Raw genomic sequence first — 17,225 nt, forward strand, 5'->3', positions numbered from 1 at the left:
CTTCACCGGGGTTTTTTGGGGACCTGGGTTTTCCCCCATCCCCCCCCCCCCCCAATATCCTTCCCCGCCGTCTGTCTCGGGGGGGGGGGGGGGGGGGGCCCGGGGGGGCCCCCGCCCGACTGCCCCCTCCCCCGCAGACCGTCGTCCGGCCGGGCACGGGGAGGGGCGTGTCCTACTTGGTGTGCTTGTAGTGCTGGATGGAGTCGTCCTTGGCGGTCTCGTCGGCCGCCGCCTGGCACTTCCTGACGGCCTCGTCGGGGGTCATGCGGCCGGCCAGCATCTCGCCGAGCACGCCGACGCCGATCTTCTGCTTCTCCAGGTCGCCGTACCAGTCCTGCAGCCGGGGGTTGAGGATGTTCGCCTCGCCCGCCTTGTCCAGCGCGGCGAGGCAGGACTTCAGGCCCGAGGTGAGCTCGACGCCCTCGGTGCCGCCGTTGAAGGAGGTCAGCGACTTCACCTTGGTGGTGAAGTTCTTGGAGGCCGCCTCGCTCAGCATGATGCGCAGCTGCTCCATGCCGGCCGCGGTGTTCTTCGCCTTCGACGGGACGATGTACGCCTCGCTGCCGGAGGCCCACAGGGTGCCGAAGGGCATCTTGTCGGAGCTGTCCAGGCTGGAGGGGGCGCCGACCTTCATCTGGAAGTTCTTCGGCGTGGTCTTGGCGGCCTCGTTCTCCACCCAGGAGCCGTTGGGGATGAAGAGCGCCTTGCCCTCGGTCCAGGCGGTCTGGGACTCGATGTGGGTCAGGCCGGGCGTGCCGTGCAGGATGTAGCCCTTGCGCTGGAGCTCGTAGTAGGCGTCGAAGGCGGCCTTGACGGCCGGGTCCTTCCAGGCGTTCGGCTCCAGGTTGTCGATGCTGTCCAGGACCTTGCGGCCGCCGATCTTGCCGATGAACCCGTAGAGGGAGAAGGGGATGTAGTAGGGGTACTTGCCGGCGTAGGTCCAGCCGGCCACCCCCTTCTTCTTCGCCTTGGCGCACAGCGCCAGCATGTCGTCCCAGGTCTCGGGGTACTGCGCGTCGAACCTGTCGAGGTTGGTCTGCGAGTACCAGACGCCGTAGACGGTGTAGGCGTAGTTCAGGACGTAGCAGGCCTTGCCCTCGAACTGGCCCATCTCGACCACGCCGGGCCGCAGGGTGTCGCGGACCTTCTTCGACGGGTCGTCAAAGGAGGGTGCGTCCAGCAGCGGCGTGAGGTCGGCCAGTTGCTTGCGGCTCGCCAGGACGCCCATGTCCATCTGCTCGGCGCCCTGGTTGTCGATGAGGTCCGGCGGGTTGCCGCCGTTGAACCGGGGCTGGAGCTGGCTCTGGATCTTCTGGGTGGAGCTGAAGTCCACCTTCGCGCCGGGGTGCGCCTTCTTGAAGGTCGCCACGGCGTCCTTGCCGTACTCGGTTCCGTATCCGCCGTCGAAGATGACGAACTCGAAGCCGGCGGAGTCGTTGACGCCCAGCGGGTTCTTCGCCGACTTCTTCCCCTTGGCGACCTTGCTGTCGTCGCCACCGCCGCTCGCACAGGCCGAGAGGGTGCCGAGCGCCGGCACCGCCAGCAGCCCGAGCGCACCGGCGCGCTTCATCAGTTCCCGACGGCCGAGGCCTTCGTTACCGCCGCGCGACGAAGTGGATCCCATGCTCAGTCCTCGCCTTCTCCATGAGTCAGGCGGTGAACGGGACCTCCCCGGCACCGCAGGTGTGGTGAAGCTGGGGCATCTTGTCTCTGTGGTGTTCCGGGACCGTGCCGGGGGGCGTACGCCATCACGTCCGGCCGCGTTCCCGTCCCCCACCACCCGTGTTCCACGCGGCCGTTCGGCGGTTTCACGGACGCCGACAGGTATAGTCCACTCCTCTGCGCGTCGGCAAGATCAGATGAGTTTTTGGTGAAGGGCTTATCCGAGTTGAGACCTCGCGGGAGCACCTCCCCGGAGGGTCCTCCCCGGCCGCCCGGTCCAGCCCGCCGCCACCCCCTCCGACGCGCCGGGACCGCGGGACCCGGACGGCCCTCCCCGCCCCCGGAAGGCGTGCCGGGCCCATCCCCGCACGGCACACCGGGTGACGCGGCAGCCGGCGGCGACGCCGGGACGTAAGGGGGAGGGCGGGCGCTCGCGCGGAGGGCGAGTGCGCCCGGGCCGCCCCTCAAGGGCACCGCCGGGCGGGTCGCGACGTGGCGGGCCGGGCGGAAGATGCAACCAAACTGTCACGCATATAACTAATGTCCGTATTGCGCAACTGATAGTGAGGGCGACCTACCGTCGAGAGGCACGCGTGCGGCACAGCTATTGGTCCAGACCACTCATCCGGCGTCCTTCCCGTGGGGCGAAGTGGCCGAGAGCCACCCGTCCGGCGGTGCTGGCGATGGCCGGTCTCGTGCTGCTCGCCGCGCAGGACCCGTCCGCCACCGCCTCACCCGAACACCTCGGCAGCCACCCCGCCCATGCGGTCTTCGACTCCTCCTTCGAGGCGGGCGACCCCTCCCCCACCTGGTCCGGTTCCGCCGAGCGCGGGCCGGACGGCGAGCCCCAGGTTCTCGGTGTGCAGCCGCAGGAGGAGGGCGGACCCGAGCGCTCCGGGATGACGACCGAGGTCGACACCGGCCCCGACACCACTCTCAACTCCCGTGACGGAGCCGGTTTCAGCGGACGCCGCGCACTGCTGTACGGCGGCAGCCACACCACGCGGGGCCGCGGGTACGCGCACAACCGCGTCTTCGACGTCGACGTCCCCGTCACCCCCCGCACCGTCCTGTCCTACCGCCTCTACCCGGCGATGGCCGAGGAGGACCTGACCTACCCCGCCACCCACGTCGCCGTCGACCTCGCCTTCACCGACGGCACGTACCTCAGCGAGCTGGGGGCGGTTGACCAGCACGGAGTGGCGCTCACCCCGCGGGCGCAGGGCGCGTCCAAGACCCTCTACGCCGACCAGTGGAACCACCGCGAGTCGGCGATCGGCGCGGTCGCCGCCGGCCGGACCGTGGACCGCGTCCTGCTCTCCTACGACGCGCCCAGCGGCCCGGCGGACTTCCACGGCTGGCTGGACGACCTGCGCATCGCCCCCCAGGCACCGCAGCCGCGCCCGGCCCACCTCGCCGACTACGCCGTCACCACCCGCGGCACGCTGTCCAGCGGCGGCTTCTCCCGCGGCAACACCTTCCCGGCCACCGCCGTGCCGGGCGGCTTCAACTTCTGGACGCCGGTGACCAACGCCGCCTCCAGCAACTGGCTCTACGAGTACGCCCGCCGCAACAACAAGGACAACCTGCCGACCATCCAGGCCTTCAGCGCCAGCCACGAGCCGAGCCCGTGGATGGGCGACCGGCAGACCTTCCAGGTCATGCCCTCCACCGCCCACGGCCCGCCCGACGCCTCCCGCAAGGGCCGGGCGCTGGCCTTCCATCACGAGCGGGAGACGGCCCGGCCGCACTACTACGGCGTGCGGTTCGACAACGGCCTGAAGGCGGAGATCGCACCCAGCGACCACGCGGCGATGATGCGCTTCACCTTCCCCGGCCGCGACGCCAACCTCGTCTTCGACAACGTCAACAACAGCGGTGGCGTCGAGTTCGACGCGGCGCACGGGGTGGTCACCGGCTACTCCGACGTCCGCAGTTCGCTCTCGGTCGGCGCCACCCGGCTCTTCGTCTACGGGGTGGTCGACCGGCCCGTCACCGCCGAGGGCCGGCTGACGGGCGGCGGCGGTCCGGACGTCACCGGGTACGCCAAGGTCCGGCCTGCGCGCGACGGCACCGTCACGCTGCGGCTGGCCACCTCGCTCATCGGCGTCGACCAGGCACGGGCCAACCTGAACCGGGAGATCCCCGCCGGCACCACGTTCAGCCAGGTCCGCGACCGGGCCCGGGCACAGTGGGACGACCTGCTGGGCCGCATCGAGGTGGAGGGCGCCACCCACGACCAGCTGGTCACCCTGTACTCCAGCCTCTACCGGCTCTACCTGTACCCCAACTCCGGCTCGGAGCGCGTGGGGCGGCGCGAGCGCTATGCCAGCCCCTTCTCCGAACCGCTGCGTGCGGACACCCCCACGCACACCGGTGCCCGCGTGGTCGACGGCCGCATCTACGTCAACAACGGCTTCTGGGACACCTATCGCACCACCTGGCCCGCCTACGCGCTGCTGACGCCGCGACGGGCGGGCCGGATGGCCGACGGCTTCGTGCAGCAGTACCGCGACGGCGGCTGGATCTCGCGCTGGTCCTCCCCCGGCTACGCCGACCTGATGACGGGGACCAGTTCGGACGTGGCGTTCGCCGACGCCTACGCCAAGGGCGTCCACTTCGACGCGGCGGCGGCCTACGAGGCCGCACTGAAGAACGCCACCGTGGCACCGCCGGAGTCGGGCGTGGGACGCAAGGGGATGGCGACCGCGCCGTTCCTCGGGTACACCACCACCGGCACCGGCGAGGGCATGTCCTGGGCGCTGGAGGGCTACCTCAACGACGCGGGCATCTCCCGCATGGGCCGGGCCCTGTACGAGCGCACCCACAAGCGGCGCTACAAGGAGGAGTCCGACTACTTCCGCAACCGGGCCCTGGAGTACGTCCACCTCTTCGACCGCCGGGTGGGCTTCTTCCAGGGCAGGGACGCCGAGGGGAACTGGCGCCGGGACGCGGACACCTACGACCCCCGGGTGTGGGGCTACGACTACACCGAGACCAACGGCTGGACCTACGCCTTCGCCGTCCCGCAGGACACCCGGGGCCTGGCGAACCTCTACGGCGGGCGCGCCGGCCTCGCCCGCAAGCTCGACACCTACTTCGCCACCCCGGAGACGGCCACCGAGGACGTGGCGGGCTCCTACGGCACGGTGATCCATGAGATGACCGAGGCGCGGGACGTGCGCATGGGCCAGTACGGCCACAACAACCAGCCCTCCCACCACATCGCCTACCTCTACGACGCGGCCGGACAGCCGTGGAAGACGCAGGCGAAGGTGCGGGAGGCGACGCGGCGGCTCTACCTCGGCAGCGAGATCGGGCAGGGCTACCCGGGGGACGAGGACAACGGCGAGATGTCGGCCTGGTACGTCTTCAGTGCCCTGGGCTTCTACCCGCTGGTGATGGGCGCCCCGGAGTACGCGGTCGGCTCGCCGCTGTTCACCAAGGCCACCGTGCACCTGGAGAGCGGCCGTGACCTGGTGATCTCCGCGCCCCACAACAGCGCCCGCAACGTCTACGTGCAGGGGCTGCGGGTCAACGGGCGGCCCTGGAACTCCACCCGGCTGCCGCACGAGGTGGTGGCGCGGGGCGGCCGGCTGGAGTTCGCCATGGGCCCGCGCCCCTCGCGGTGGGGGACCGGGCGGGAGGACGGGCCGACCTCGCTGACCCGGGGGTCGGCGCCGCCGCGGCCGGCCGGTGATCTGGCGAGCCCCGGGGAGGACACCCCCGCGGCCCTGACCGACGACACCTCGGCGTCCTTCGCGCACCTGGAGAGCGTCGACCTCGACGTGCCCACGGGCCGCGAGGTCACCTCGTACACGCTCACCTCCGCGCTGCACGAGGAGGTGCCGCGCGCCTGGCGGCTGGAGGCGTCCGACGACGGCGAGGAGTGGACGGTGGTGGACCGGCGCTCGGCGGAGCGCTTCGACTGGGACCAGCAGACCCGTCCCTTCGAGATCCGCCACCCGGGCCGCTACCTGCACTACCGGCTGGTGGTGGAGGGCGCGGGGCCGCCCGGCGAGGACCGGGAGGCGACGCTCGCGGAGATCGAACTCCTGGGCTGAGCACCGGGACACAGGCCAAGGGCCACACCTCTCGATGAGGGGTGTGGCCCTTGGCCTGTGTCCCAGTGGCGCCCCGCCGCGCGGGAGGTGTGCTCCGGTGCGGCGGGGCGCCGCGGATCATCCCGGTCGGGGGACGGTCCGCGAGGGGATCACTTGCGCAGCAGCGAGCGCAGCACGTACTGCATGATGCCGCCGTTGCGGTAGTAGTCCGCCTCGCCGGGGGTGTCGATGCGCACCACCGCGTCGAACTCGACGCCGGTGTCGGTGGTGACCTTGACGGTGCTCGGGACGGAGCCGTCGTTGAGCGCGGTGACGCCGGTGAAGGAGAAGGTCTCCTCGCCGGTCAGGCCCAGCGTGAGCGCCGAGGCGCCCTCGGGGAACTGCAGCGGCAGGACGCCCATGCCGATGAGGTTGGAGCGGTGGATGCGCTCGTAGGACTCGGCGATGACGGCCTTGACGCCGAGCAGCGCGGTGCCCTTGGCCGCCCAGTCGCGGGAGGAGCCGGAGCCGTACTCCTTGCCGGCCAGGACGACCAGCGGGACGCCGGCGGCCTGGTAGTTCTGCGAGGCGTCGTAGATGAAGGAGACCGGGCCGCCGTCCTGGGTGAAGTCCCGGGTGTAGCCGCCCTCGGTGCCCGGCGCGATCTGGTTGCGCAGGCGGATGTTGGCGAAGGTACCGCGGATCATCACCTCGTGGTTGCCGCGGCGGGACCCGTAGGAGTTGAAGTCGCGGCGCTCCACACCGTGCTCGGTGAGGTACTTGCCGGCCGGGGTGTCGGCCTTGATGGCACCGGCGGGCGAGATGTGGTCGGTGGTGACCGAGTCGCCGAGCTTGGCGAGCACCCGGGCGCCGGAGATGTCCTCGACCGGCGACGGCTCCTGCGTCATGCCCTCGAAGTACGGGGGCTTGCGGACGTAGGTGGACTGCGGGTCCCACTCGAAGGTGTCACCGGTGGGGACGGGCAGCGCCTGCCACTGGGCGTCGCCGGCGAAGACGTCGGAGTAGGAGGTGTTGAACATCTCCTGGCCGATGGCGGAGGCGACGACCTCCTCGACCTCCTGCTCGGAGGGCCAGATGTCCTTCAGGTGAACGGGGTTGCCGTCCTTGTCGATGCCGAGGGCGTCCTCGGTGATGTTGACCTTCATCGAGCCGGCGATCGCGTAGGCGACGACCAGCGGCGGGGACGCCAGGTAGTTCATCTTGACGTCGGGGTTGATCCGGCCCTCGAAGTTGCGGTTGCCGGAGAGCACCGAGGTGACGGCGAGGTCGGCCTCGTTGACGGCCTTGGAGACCTCCTCCGGCAGCGGGCCGGAGTTGCCGATGCAGGTGGTGCAGCCGTACCCGACGAGGTTGAAGCCCATCTTGTCGAGGTAGGGGGTGAGGCCGGCACGGTCGTAGTAGTCCATGACGACCTTGGAGCCCGGGGCGAGCGTGGTCTTCACCCACGGCTTGCGGGACAGGCCCTTCTCCACCGCCTTCTTGGCCACGAGCGCCGCGGCGACCATGACGTAGGGGTTGGAGGTGTTGGTGCAGGAGGTGATCGCGGCGACCGTGACGGCGCCGTGGTCGATCTCGTAGACCGTGCCGTCGGGGGCGGTGACGGGGGTCGGCCTGCTGGGAACGCCGTTGTGCTCGGCGGGGGCGTCCGAGGCGGGGAAGGACTCCTTGCCCGCCTCCTCGTCGTCGCTGACGTAGTTGCGCACGTCGGTGGCGAACTGCTCGGCGGCGTCGGCCAGGACGATGCGGTCCTGGGGGCGCTTGGGGCCGGCGATGGAGGGGACGACGGTGGCGAGGTCCAGCTCCAGCTTCTCGGAGAAGTCGGGCTCGGCCTTCGGGTCGAGCCAGAGGCCCTGCTCCTTGGCGTACGCCTCGACCAGGGCGAGCTGCTGCTCGCTGCGGCCGGTGAGCTTGAGGTAGTTGAGGGTCTCGCCGTCGATCGGGAACATCGCCGCGGTGGAGCCGAACTCCGGCGACATGTTGCCGATGGTGGCGCGGTTGGCCAGCGGCACGCTGGCGACGCCCTCGCCGTAGAACTCCACGAACTTGCCGACGACGCCGTGCTTGCGCAGCATCTCGGTGATGGTGAGCACCAGGTCGGTGGCGGTGGTGCCGGTGGGCAGCTCGCCGGTGAGCTTGAAGCCGACCACGCGCGGGATGAGCATGGAGACCGGCTGACCCAGCATCGCGGCCTCGGCCTCGATGCCGCCGACGCCCCAGCCCAGCACGCCCAGGCCGTTGACCATGGTGGTGTGCGAGTCGGTGCCGACCAGGGTGTCGGGGTAGGCCTTGCCGTCGCGGACCATGACGGTGCGGGCCAGGTGCTCGATGTTGACCTGGTGGACGATGCCGGTGCCGGGCGGGACGACCTTGAACTCGTCGAAGGCGGTCTGGCCCCAGCGCAGGAACTGGTAGCGCTCGCGGTTGCGGCCGTACTCCAGCTCGACGTTCTGGCCGAAGGCGTCCGGGGTGCCGAACTTGTCGGCGATGACGGAGTGGTCGATGACCAGCTCGGCCGGGGCGAGCGGGTTGATCTTCGAGGCGTCGCCGCCGAGCTCCTTGACGGCCTCGCGCATGGTGGCGAGGTCCACCACGCAGGGCACGCCGGTGAAGTCCTGCATGATCACGCGGGCCGGCGTGAACTGGATCTCCTGGCTGGGCTGGGCCTGGGAGTCCCAGCCGCCGAGCGCACGGATGTGGTCGGCGGTGATGTTCGCGCCGTCCTCGGTGCGGAGCAGGTTCTCCAGCAGGACCTTCAGGCTGTAGGGGAGGCGGGCCGAGCCCTCCACCTTGTCCAGCCGGAAGATCTCGTACGACTCGTCGCCCACCTGCAGCGTGCTACGGGCGTCGAAGCTGTTCGCCGACACGACAGTCTCCTTATGCATGGTTCGCGTACCACCGCAATCCTGCCGTCGCGGGTTCGCGCACCTCAGCTAAGGTGAGACTTAGTAAGGTTTACCTTACCCATGGGCGGCGATACGCCTTCTGGCAGATATCTCGATGTCGAGATAACTCTAGTACATCGCCGCCGCAAGGTCATGCCCCAAGGGCGCGAACCGCCACCCGGACGGCCGGACCGGGTCACCGCGAGCCACTCCCCGGTCACCCGCGGCCACTCCCCCCGGGGGCTTTCCCGGGCACGCCGGGTCACGAAGGGAGCCTTGGGCTGGAGCAGACCACCAGGCGGTCGTCCTCGTCGAGCCAGGCGACGGCCCGTGCGTCTCCAGGCCGGCGCGCCGGACGCGGCTGGGCGCGGAAGGCCCCCGCGTGAACGGCGTCGGGTGAAGGCCTGCCACGCCACCGCGGACCGGTCGCCGAGCGCAGCACCGGCGGCCGTGCTCCCGCCCTCGCACCGGACGCGGTCGCGGGGCGGTGCCGGTCAGGCAGCCCGTCCGGCCGCGGCACCTCGGCGAGGCCCCGGAGGCCCCGGCCGAGCCCGCGCCCCGGAGCAGCACTGGCACTATGGCCGGCATGACTGCGTACGTGATCTCTGAGGTCGAGGTGGTGGACGAGGAACTCGCGGACCGCTACCGGGCGTTGGCGGAGGCTTCCCTCAGCCGGTTCGGCGGCCGCTATCTCGTACGGGGTGCCGGACCCGAGGCGGTGGAGGGGGCCTGGCCGGCCGCCCGGCGCATGGTCGTCGTCGAGTTCCCGGACATGCGGCGGGCCGAGGAGTGGTACGCGTCCGCGGAGTACGCCGAGGCTCTCGGTGTCGCCAAGACGGCGCTCCGACGACGGCTCCTGTTCGTCGAAGGCGTGGGGGGTGGTGCCCCGGTGTGAGGCACTCCCCCCACGCCCACAGGCACCGCCGCCGGACCGGTGGGCCGGGAAGCCCGTGAACCGGGAAGCCCGTGGACCGGGAGGGGCGGTCGCAGTGCACGGCGCGGGGGTTTCCTCAGGAGCGGGCCGCCGTCCCGGCCGTGATCGCGGGGCGGGGCTCGCCGCTCTCCTCGATCCGTCGCGCCAGCCGTTCCCGCAGTCCGGCCAGCACCCCGGCGTGTCCCGGGTCGGCCACCAGGTTGGTCAACTCCTCGGGGTCGGCACCGAGATCGTAGAGGTAGGCGTCCTCGTAGGCGTCGGCGCGCGGGTCGTTCCAGGCGTCGGCGTCCGGCGCGGTGGCCCCGTACTTCCACCGCTCGGTGCGCAGTGCGCGGCCCACCTCGGACTCGCTGACCTGGACCAGGACCTCCCGCGGCCAGGACGCGTCCGTGCCGTTCAGGAGCGGCAGCAGCGAGTGCCCCTGCATCTGCGGCGGCACCTCCACCCCGGCGGCGTCAAGGAGCGTCGGTGCCAGGTCGACGTGGCTGACCAGGTGAGGCAGGCGTACGCCGCCGCGCAGGCCCGGGCCGCGCAGGACGGTGGGGACCCGCAGGGAGGCGTCGTGCACGCTGCGTTTGTACTCGCCGTTGCGCGTCTTGAAGTGGCAGCCGTGGTCGGAGGTGAACAGCAGGACGGTGTCGTCCAGTTCGCCGCGCTGCTCCAGGACCCCGGTCACGCGGGCGAGCACCTCGTCGAGGCGGCGCACCATCCCGTAGTAACCCGGCAGCTGCTCACGCCAGTTGCCGTCCGGCTGGGCCCTCAGGTCGGAGGGGACCCACGGGTCGGCGTAGCGCTCGTCGTAGCCCGTCGGTGCGGGGTGGTCGTCGCGGGAGTTCTGGTGGTGCGGCTCCAGGAAGGACAGGAAAAGGAAGAACGGCTGCTCGCGGTCGCGGGAGAGGAAGTCGACGGCCGCCGAGCCCAGGGCGTCGGCGCGGTAGCCCTCGAAGTGGTGTGCCCGGCCGTCGCTGTCGTACAGGTCCGTCCGGTAGGCGTCGGAGGTGAACTCCAGGAGGTTGGCGGCGAGCCAGTACGCGTAACCGGCGCGGTCTCCCTGGGGCACCGGTCCGCTGGTGTGGTCGCCCGCCAGGTGCCACTTGCCGATGTAGCCGGTGTCGTACCCCGCGTCCCGGAAGGAGCGGGCGAGGGTGGGGCTGTCGCGCGGCAGGGTGAGGCCGTTGCGGAAGACACCGGTGGTGGTGGGGTACTGCCCGGTCTGGAGGCTGGCGCGGGAGGGGGCGCAGACCGGCTGGCAGGTGAACGAGCGGTCCACGACCACGCCGTCGGCCGCCAGTCGGTCGAGGGCAGGGGTGAGCCCCATGGGGTTGCCGTGGAGACCGGTGGTGTCCCAACGCTGCTGGTCGGTGAGGAAGACCAGGACGTTGGGGCGCCGGCGCGGAATCTGGTGCGCGGCGGCGTGGGTGGTGGTGTCGCTGGACGGCATGGGGCCTCCCGGTGAGTCGGGCGGTGGTCGGGCCGCGAGCCCCGCTCGCGCGGTGGGCGCGGTGCGCCTCCAGTCCTACCGGCTCCGCCGCGCGGCGGGGGCGGAAAACCGGCCGACGCCGCCCTCCCCCGTCGCTACCCTTCCCGCATGCTGCACGCCGAGTTCCGCGACCCGCGCCTGGTGGCCGTCTACGACGCCGAGTTCGGGTGGGGGCCCGACGACGACCACTTCCTGGCGGTGGCCCGGGAGCGGCCCGGCTCACGCGTGGTGGACCTGGGGTGCGGCACGGGCCGTCTCACCCTCGCTCTCGCCGCCGCGGGGCACCGCGTGACCGGTGTGGACCCGGCGGCGGCGTCCCTGCGGGCCGCCCGCGCGAAGCCCGGTTCGGCCGGCGTCACCTGGCTGACGGGGACCTCCTCTCTGCTGCCCGACGCCTCGTTCGACCTGGCGGTGATGACCTCGCACGTGTCGGGGTTCCTCACCACGGACGAGTCCTGGCGGGGAACGCTCGCCGACCTGCACCGCGCCCTCGTCCCCGGCGGTCGCCTCGCCTTCGACTCCCATGACCGGGCCGGCCGCGCCTGGGAGCGGTGGAACCCGCGGGACTCGCGCCGCACCGTGACGCTCTCCGGCGGCCGGCCCGTCACGTGCTGGACGGAGGTCACCGCGGTCCGCGGCGACCTCGTCGACTTCACCCTCCACTACGCCTTCCCGGACGGCGAGGAGCTGGTGAGCACGGCAACGCTCCGGTTCCGCACCGAGGAGTCGCTGTGCGCCGACCTGGCGGCGGCGGGCTTCGAGGTCGAGCGGGTGGCCGGCGGATGGCACGGTGAGCCCGTCGGGGCAGGCGAAGGCGAGCTGGTGGTGCTCGCCCACCGGTAGCCGAGGGCTCGCCCACCGGGGGTCGCCGGGCGCGAGGCGGCAGCCACAGCACCCGGCAAGCCCCCCGGTCGTCCGGCGCCGGCACCGCTCCCCCACCGGCGACCACCCCCGACGGCCTCCCGGCGTCCGCGGCCTCCCGGCGTCCGCGGCCTTCCGGGGCCCGCGGCCTTCCGGGGCCCGCGGTCTTCCGGCGTCGGCACCCGCGGGCACCGCTCGCCGTACCCGCCCTGCCGTCACCTTCCACCGAACCGCGCCCTGTTCGATGGCGTCTCGACGGACGGACCCGCCTCCTCACACCGTCCGGGGGTGACGGTGCTTGCCGGGTTGCGGACAGCACGAAGTCTGGACGCGGACGGATACGTGACCCCGTCCGGTCCGGCGGGCAGTGAGCGCGCCGCCGGTTCCGCGACGGGGCCGGCCGCTCGCCCGACGGTCACGAGGCGGGCCGCACCGCACCGGGCCCGGGGGTGGGGCACCGGTCGGAGAAGCCCTGGCTGGACAGGCCGAAGGCGCCGTTGACGCGGGAGCGGAGGTTCTCCAGGGCGACGACGGCGGTCAGTTCCACGAAGGCCGGGTCGCCGAGGTGGGCACGCAGTCGGGCGGCCATGTCGTCGGTGACCGCCGGCGGGGTCTCGGTCACGGCCTCGGTGTACTCCATGACCAGGAGCTCCCACTCGTCGTAGTCGCCGCGGTGCTCACGCCAGGCGGGAGCGTTGCGGATCTTGAGGACCGGCACGCCCTGGTTGTGCGACTCCCAGTACCCGAAGTCCATGCACCAGGAGCAGCCGATACGGGCGGCGGCGACCATCTCGGCGAGGCACTTCAGGGTGGGGTCGAGCCGGTTCCACTTCGCGGCGGACAGTTCCGTCAGCAGGTAGCCGAAGGCGACCCGGGGGTTGTGCGCGAGCGCCTTGACCGGGTCGAGCACCTCCTTGTAGGCACGCCGCGAGTACCAGGCGGCGGCCCGGTACAGCAGGGTTCGCGGCGGGGTGAGCGGGATGCGGGACATGGCGGCCTCCGGAGTCCGATGCTGCGAGGGGTGCGGCGCCGGGGCGGGCGCCCCGGGTGTTCACTCCTGGGACCGGGCAGCGCCGCGAAACCTGACATCGAGCCGCCGGGTACCCCGGGTGCGGGAGGTGTGGACGGGCGCGCCGGGTCCGCCGGGCCCTTCGGTCAGGCGCCCTGGCCGGTGAGGTGCGGGGCACCTCTCACCCGAACGGCGGCACGGGACAGGGCACCGCGGGCCGGTCGCCGGGAGTGCACGAGGACGCGCGGTCCGACACAAGCGCCGGTGGGCGGGGGTGCACCGTTCGGTCCCGTGCGATGGCGACTCCCCCGACTTTGTACTGAAATAGTCACAGCACCCCTGCCGAGTGAGCTGCCATCTCACACATGAGATACGTTCACTGCATGGCAGACGACTACCTCGCCCGCATCGGTCGGCTCATCCGTGACGCCCGTCAGCATCGAGGCTGGACACAGACGCAGTTGGCGGATGCCCTCCGCACCAGCCAGAGCGCGGTGAACCGCATCGAACGCGGCAACCAGAACCTCAGTCTTGAGATGATCGCCCGCATCGGCGAGGCGCTCGACAGTGAGATCATCTCACTGGGCTACTCGGGCCCCATGCACCTGCGGGTCGTCGGCGGCAGGCAGCTGTCGGGTTCCATCGACGTCAAGACCAGCAAGAACGCCTGTGTGGCACTGCTCTGCGCCACGCTGCTCAACTCCGGTCGCACCACGCTGCGCCGCGTCGCCCGCATCGAGGAGGTCAACCGCATCCTCGAGGTGCTGAACAGCATCGGCGTGAAGACCCGGTGGATCGGCGACGGCGGCGACCTCGAAATCGTCCCGCCGGCCGAGCTGCACCTGGAGTCCATGGACACCGAGGCGGCGCGCCGCACCCGCAGCGTGATCATGTTCCTGGGCCCGCTCCTGCACCGCATGGACCGGTTCAAGATCCCGTACGCCGGCGGCTGCGACCTGGGGACGCGCACGATCACCCCCCACATGACGGCGCTGCGCCACTTCGGACTGGAGGTCACCTCCACCGAGGGCACGTACCACGCCCAGGTTCACCCCGAGGTCCACCCCACCCGCCCGATCGTGCTGACCGAGCGGGGCGACACCGTCACCGAGAACGCGCTGCTGGCCGCGGCCCGCCACGACGGCGTCACCGTCATCCGCAACGCCTCGTCCAACTACATGGTCCAGGACCTGTGCTTCTTCCTGGAGGAGCTGGGCGTGCGGGTGGAGGGCGTGGGCACCACGACGCTGACCGTCCACGGCCAGGCGCACATCGACCGGGACGTGGACTACGCCCCCTCCGAGGACCCGGTCGAGGCGATGAGCCTGCTGACCGCCGCCGTGGTCACCGAGTCCGAACTGACCATCCGCCGGGTACCCGTGGAGTTCCTGGAGATCGAGCTGGCGGTCCTGGAGGAGATGGGACTGGTCCACGAGCGCGGTGCCGAGTACGCGGCGGACAACGGCCGGACGCGCCTGGTCGACCTGACGGTCAGTCCGTCGAAGCTGTCCGCGCCCGTCGACAAGATCCACCCGATGCCGTTCCCCGGCCTGAACATCGACAACGTCCCGTTCTTCGCGGCCATCGCCGCGACGGCACAGGGCCAGACGATGATCCACGACTGGGTCTACGACAACCGGGCGATCTACCTGACCGAACTCAACCGGCTGGGAGCGCAGATCAAACTGCTCGACCCGCACCGGATGCTGGTCGACGGCCCCACCCGGTGGCGGGCGGCGGAGATGATGTGCCCGCCCGCCCTGCGCCCCGCGGTGGTCATGCTGCTCGGCATGATGGCCGCCGAGGGCACCTCCGTCCTGCGCAACGTCTACGTCATCAACCGCGGCTACGAGGACCTCGCCGAGCGCCTCAACTCGGTGGGGGCGCAGATCGAGACGTTCCGGGACATCTGACACGCCAATGCCGCCATCCCTGCCTGACCTGCTGTTTTACGGGTCAGGCAGGGGCGCGGCAGCATCTCTGGGACCTTCCTGAGACTTCCCTGAGACTTTGGGTCTGCGTCGGGCTACGAGCTACGCCTCGTACGCTGCATCGATTGGCCACGGCTTACGCGAAGATCGTGTCGATAACGCGCCGCCCAGTGCGTCAGCTCGCGGCAGAAAGTGGAAGTATTTCCGCAGCGTGGACCCAGGGTCGGAGTGCCCCAGCCAACGGGCCAGGGAAACGATCGATTCGACAGCCTCCAGTTCCTCGGAGGGAACTCCCCGCATCAGCGGGGCGGACCACGGCGTGCGGCCGACGCCGGGGCCCTCACGGAACACCCCTGCGTCTGCGGGGAGGACGACGTCGGAGAGGCTCTGATCCTGACGGCCTGCGGAACACCCCCGCGTCGGCGGGGAGGACGCACGGGATGCCCGCTCGTACTCGTACGCTGCCGGAACACCCCCGCGTCGGCGGGGAGGACGTCCAACACCTGATCTGGCTCGGGGTCCCAAGCGGAACACCCCCGCGTCGGCGGGGAGGACCACTCCAACCGCACCCCCGCGGCCCGGTCTTCCGGAACACCCCCGCGTCGGCGGGGAGGACTCTTCGGATGCGCTCTGGTGGGGGAAGGGGTGGCGGAACACCCCCGCGTCGGCGGGGAGGACCACCCGGACGCCGCCACTGTGCTCGTCGATCACGGAACACCCCCGCGTCGGCGGGGAGGACGCCTCCTGCGGCGTGGTCGCCAGCGGTTTCTCCGGAACACCCCCGCGTCGGCGGGGAGGACCACCAGCGCCACCGTGGCGCCTCCCCCCACAACGGAACACCCCCGCGTCGGCGGGGAGGACGGCGTACCCTCCGCAGTACCGGGGAGGAAAACCGGAACACCCCCGCGTCGGCGGGGAGGACTAAGTGAGATGGCAAAGTTGTGGTGGTTGGGACGGAACACCCCCGCGTCGGCGGGGAGGACCCAGGATTGGCCGAGGCTACGGCGCAGGCGTGCGGAACACCCCCGCGTCGGCGGGGAGGACTGCCCGCGCTGCACGCAGCCGCCCGCCGGCGACGGAACACCCCCGCGTCGGCGGGGAGGACTCTTGTTGACCTGCACCTTAGGAAGGGCTTTGCATTTCCTTTACTTTTGGTGCAGCCGTCATACGGATCAGAGTAAGCCCGTCAAAGTCGGCGGGGACGCGGCGACGGGTGCCAGCGGTTCGGATGGCGTAGCCCTGTTCGGTGGGAGCGGGGTGGACGAGGACGGCGGCGCCGGAACCCACGGTCTCGGTGACGGCTTGCCAGAGTTGGTCGCGGACGCGGGCGGAGACGCTCCCGACGAAGATGCCGGGGACGACCTCGCTGGTCCAGCGGCTGAGTGCTCCGCGTAGGTGGTCAGGCACAGCCGTGGTGGCGATCACGAGCATGGAGGGCATCATTCACCTCGGGCCGCGTAGTTGACGCCGGCGGGAAGGGTACCGGCCTTGGGGTCCCAGAGGTGAACCAGTTGGACATCGCGCTTCTCCTGTGGCTCGTCTTCGTCGGTGGCGTCCGCGGAGTGTGGGGTCAGGAGGCTCTGGACGTCGTGGACGATGCGCGGGAGAAGCTTGAAGAGTCGTAGATCTTCACGGAAGCGGCGGCGTGCTTCCTGTTCGGGATTGTCGGAGTTGTGGAGGGCGAAGGCCAGGGGGAGGGTGGTCTCGGCCTTGTAGAGGTCCGCAATGTCGTAGACGAAGGAGTGCTGCTTGCCGGTGTGGACGAATCCGAGGGCAGGAGAGAGGCCCAGCGCGAGCAGCGCGGAATGGACGATGCCGTAAAGACAGGCGCTGGCCGCGGACAGGGCGAGGTTGACGGGGTCCTGGGAGTTCCATTGGTCGGGATGGTAGTTGCGGCGGAAGCGGCCGATGCCGTGCTGCTGGGCGAGGATCTTGTAGAAGGCTTTCATCCGCTGGCCCTCGAGGCCGCGGAGCTGGTCGAGGGTGACGGCTTCAGGGAGGTCGGCGTCCTGGAAACGCATTCGATACATGCGGATGGCGACGTCGAGGCGTCGTTCGGCGTCGGACCAGCAGGCGACCTGCTGTTCCAGCCAATGGGTGGTCAGGGAGTCGGAGAGGATGCCGGCATAGGCGCGTACTCCCCCGGAGCCAACGGAGATGACGCTGGTGCCATGGCGGGCAAGGGTGTTCAGGGCAGGTGTGGTGATGGAGACGCCCGGGCCGATGAGGAGGCACGACAGTGCCGCGGTGGGGATGTAGACGAGGTCGGTGCGCTGGGCGTCCACCTGGATTTGGGCGCAGACCCCGGTGTCGTCCTGTACCACGCGGACCATGTCCAGGTAGAGGAATGACAGGGAGTCGGCGACACGGGGCAGCATGGCGAGGGTAGGTGAGGCGAGGCG

At 70.9% G+C, this 17,225-nt stretch carries 10 protein-coding genes and 1 CRISPR repeat array; of the genes, 4 read left to right on the forward strand and 6 right to left on the reverse strand.

Going from position 1 to position 17,225, the window contains the following annotated elements; all coding sequences use genetic code 11:
- Positions 1-172 precede the first annotated feature (172 nt).
- On the reverse strand, positions 173-1,624 hold the full coding sequence (ngcE, locus tag ACFV3R_RS30300; protein WP_385589804.1) for an N-acetylglucosamine/diacetylchitobiose ABC transporter substrate-binding protein: 1,452 nt from the start codon (positions 1,622-1,624) through the stop codon (positions 173-175).
- Positions 1,625-2,345: 721 nt separating this feature from the next.
- Here ngcE and ACFV3R_RS30305 point away from each other — a divergent pair.
- A complete protein-coding gene (locus ACFV3R_RS30305; protein WP_385589806.1) occupies positions 2,346-5,726 on the forward strand; it encodes a GH92 family glycosyl hydrolase in 3,381 nt (1,126 codons plus the stop codon).
- Between the two features lie 149 nt (positions 5,727-5,875).
- Here the strand turns inward: ACFV3R_RS30305 and acnA are convergent, their stop codons facing one another.
- Positions 5,876-8,590: an aconitate hydratase AcnA gene (gene acnA, locus ACFV3R_RS30310; protein ID WP_385589808.1), complete on the reverse strand. Its 2,715-nt coding sequence runs from the start codon at positions 8,588-8,590 to the stop codon at positions 5,876-5,878.
- Positions 8,591-9,194: 604 nt separating this feature from the next.
- On the opposite strand from acnA, the gene ACFV3R_RS30315 reads away from it, so the two are divergent.
- A complete protein-coding gene (locus ACFV3R_RS30315) occupies positions 9,195-9,503 on the forward strand; it encodes a DUF1330 domain-containing protein (protein ID WP_385589810.1) in 309 nt (102 codons plus the stop codon).
- Positions 9,504-9,618: 115 nt separating this feature from the next.
- Here ACFV3R_RS30315 and ACFV3R_RS30320 read toward each other — a convergent pair whose 3' ends face one another.
- The gene (locus ACFV3R_RS30320; RefSeq protein ID WP_385589812.1) at positions 9,619-10,983 is read right to left on the reverse strand and encodes a sulfatase-like hydrolase/transferase; all 1,365 of its coding nucleotides are present in this window, start codon (positions 10,981-10,983) and stop codon (positions 9,619-9,621) included.
- 147 nt (positions 10,984-11,130) lie between these two features.
- On the opposite strand from ACFV3R_RS30320, the gene ACFV3R_RS30325 reads away from it, so the two are divergent.
- The gene (locus ACFV3R_RS30325) at positions 11,131-11,865 is read left to right on the forward strand and encodes a class I SAM-dependent methyltransferase (protein ID WP_385589814.1); all 735 of its coding nucleotides are present in this window, start codon (positions 11,131-11,133) and stop codon (positions 11,863-11,865) included.
- A 433-nt stretch (positions 11,866-12,298) separates the two neighbouring features.
- On the opposite strand, the gene ACFV3R_RS30330 is transcribed toward ACFV3R_RS30325, so the two are convergent.
- Entirely contained in the window at positions 12,299-12,874 is a 576-nt protein-coding gene (locus tag ACFV3R_RS30330; protein ID WP_385589816.1) for a carboxymuconolactone decarboxylase family protein, read from the reverse strand.
- A 401-nt stretch (positions 12,875-13,275) separates the two neighbouring features.
- On the opposite strand from ACFV3R_RS30330, the gene ACFV3R_RS30335 reads away from it, so the two are divergent.
- Positions 13,276-14,805, forward strand: a complete 1,530-nt coding sequence (locus ACFV3R_RS30335; RefSeq protein ID WP_385589818.1) for a UDP-N-acetylglucosamine 1-carboxyvinyltransferase — start codon at positions 13,276-13,278, stop codon at positions 14,803-14,805.
- A gap of 302 nt (positions 14,806-15,107) precedes the next feature.
- Positions 15,108-15,928: direct repeats of the CRISPR family, unit length 29 nt; unit sequence CGGAACACCCCCGCGTCGGCGGGGAGGAC.
- 17 nt (positions 15,929-15,945) lie between these two features.
- On the opposite strand, the gene cas2e is transcribed toward ACFV3R_RS30335, so the two are convergent.
- Both cas2e and cas1e read right to left on the reverse strand, forming a co-directional pair.
- Positions 15,946-16,263, reverse strand: a complete 318-nt coding sequence (gene cas2e / locus ACFV3R_RS30340) for a type I-E CRISPR-associated endoribonuclease Cas2e (RefSeq protein WP_385589820.1) — start codon at positions 16,261-16,263, stop codon at positions 15,946-15,948.
- The gene (gene cas1e / locus ACFV3R_RS30345) at positions 16,263-17,201 is read right to left on the reverse strand and encodes a type I-E CRISPR-associated endonuclease Cas1e (RefSeq protein ID WP_385589836.1); all 939 of its coding nucleotides are present in this window, start codon (positions 17,199-17,201) and stop codon (positions 16,263-16,265) included. Before cas1e ends, cas2e begins: the two co-directional genes overlap by 1 nt.
- Between the last annotated feature and the right edge of the window lie 24 nt (positions 17,202-17,225).

Source organism: Streptomyces sp. NPDC059740 (genome assembly GCF_042733155.1).
Lineage (GTDB): Bacteria > Actinomycetota > Actinomycetes > Streptomycetales > Streptomycetaceae > Streptomyces.

Coding starts and splice junctions, on each gene's coding strand:
- ngcE (WP_385589804.1), bottom strand. CDS start 1,624: ATGGGATCCACTTCGTCGCGCGGCGGTAACGAAGGCCTCGGCCGTCGG.
- ACFV3R_RS30305 (WP_385589806.1), top strand. CDS start 2,346: ATGGCCGGTCTCGTGCTGCTCGCCGCGCAGGACCCGTCCGCCACCGCC.
- ACFV3R_RS30315 (WP_385589810.1), top strand. CDS start 9,195: ATGACTGCGTACGTGATCTCTGAGGTCGAGGTGGTGGACGAGGAACTC.
- ACFV3R_RS30320 (WP_385589812.1), bottom strand. CDS start 10,983: ATGCCGTCCAGCGACACCACCACCCACGCCGCCGCGCACCAGATTCCG.
- ACFV3R_RS30325 (WP_385589814.1), top strand. CDS start 11,131: ATGCTGCACGCCGAGTTCCGCGACCCGCGCCTGGTGGCCGTCTACGAC.
- ACFV3R_RS30330 (WP_385589816.1), bottom strand. CDS start 12,874: ATGTCCCGCATCCCGCTCACCCCGCCGCGAACCCTGCTGTACCGGGCC.
- ACFV3R_RS30335 (WP_385589818.1), top strand. CDS start 13,276: ATGGCAGACGACTACCTCGCCCGCATCGGTCGGCTCATCCGTGACGCC.
- cas2e (WP_385589820.1), bottom strand. CDS start 16,263: ATGCCCTCCATGCTCGTGATCGCCACCACGGCTGTGCCTGACCACCTA.
- cas1e (WP_385589836.1), bottom strand. CDS start 17,201: ATGCTGCCCCGTGTCGCCGACTCCCTGTCATTCCTCTACCTGGACATG.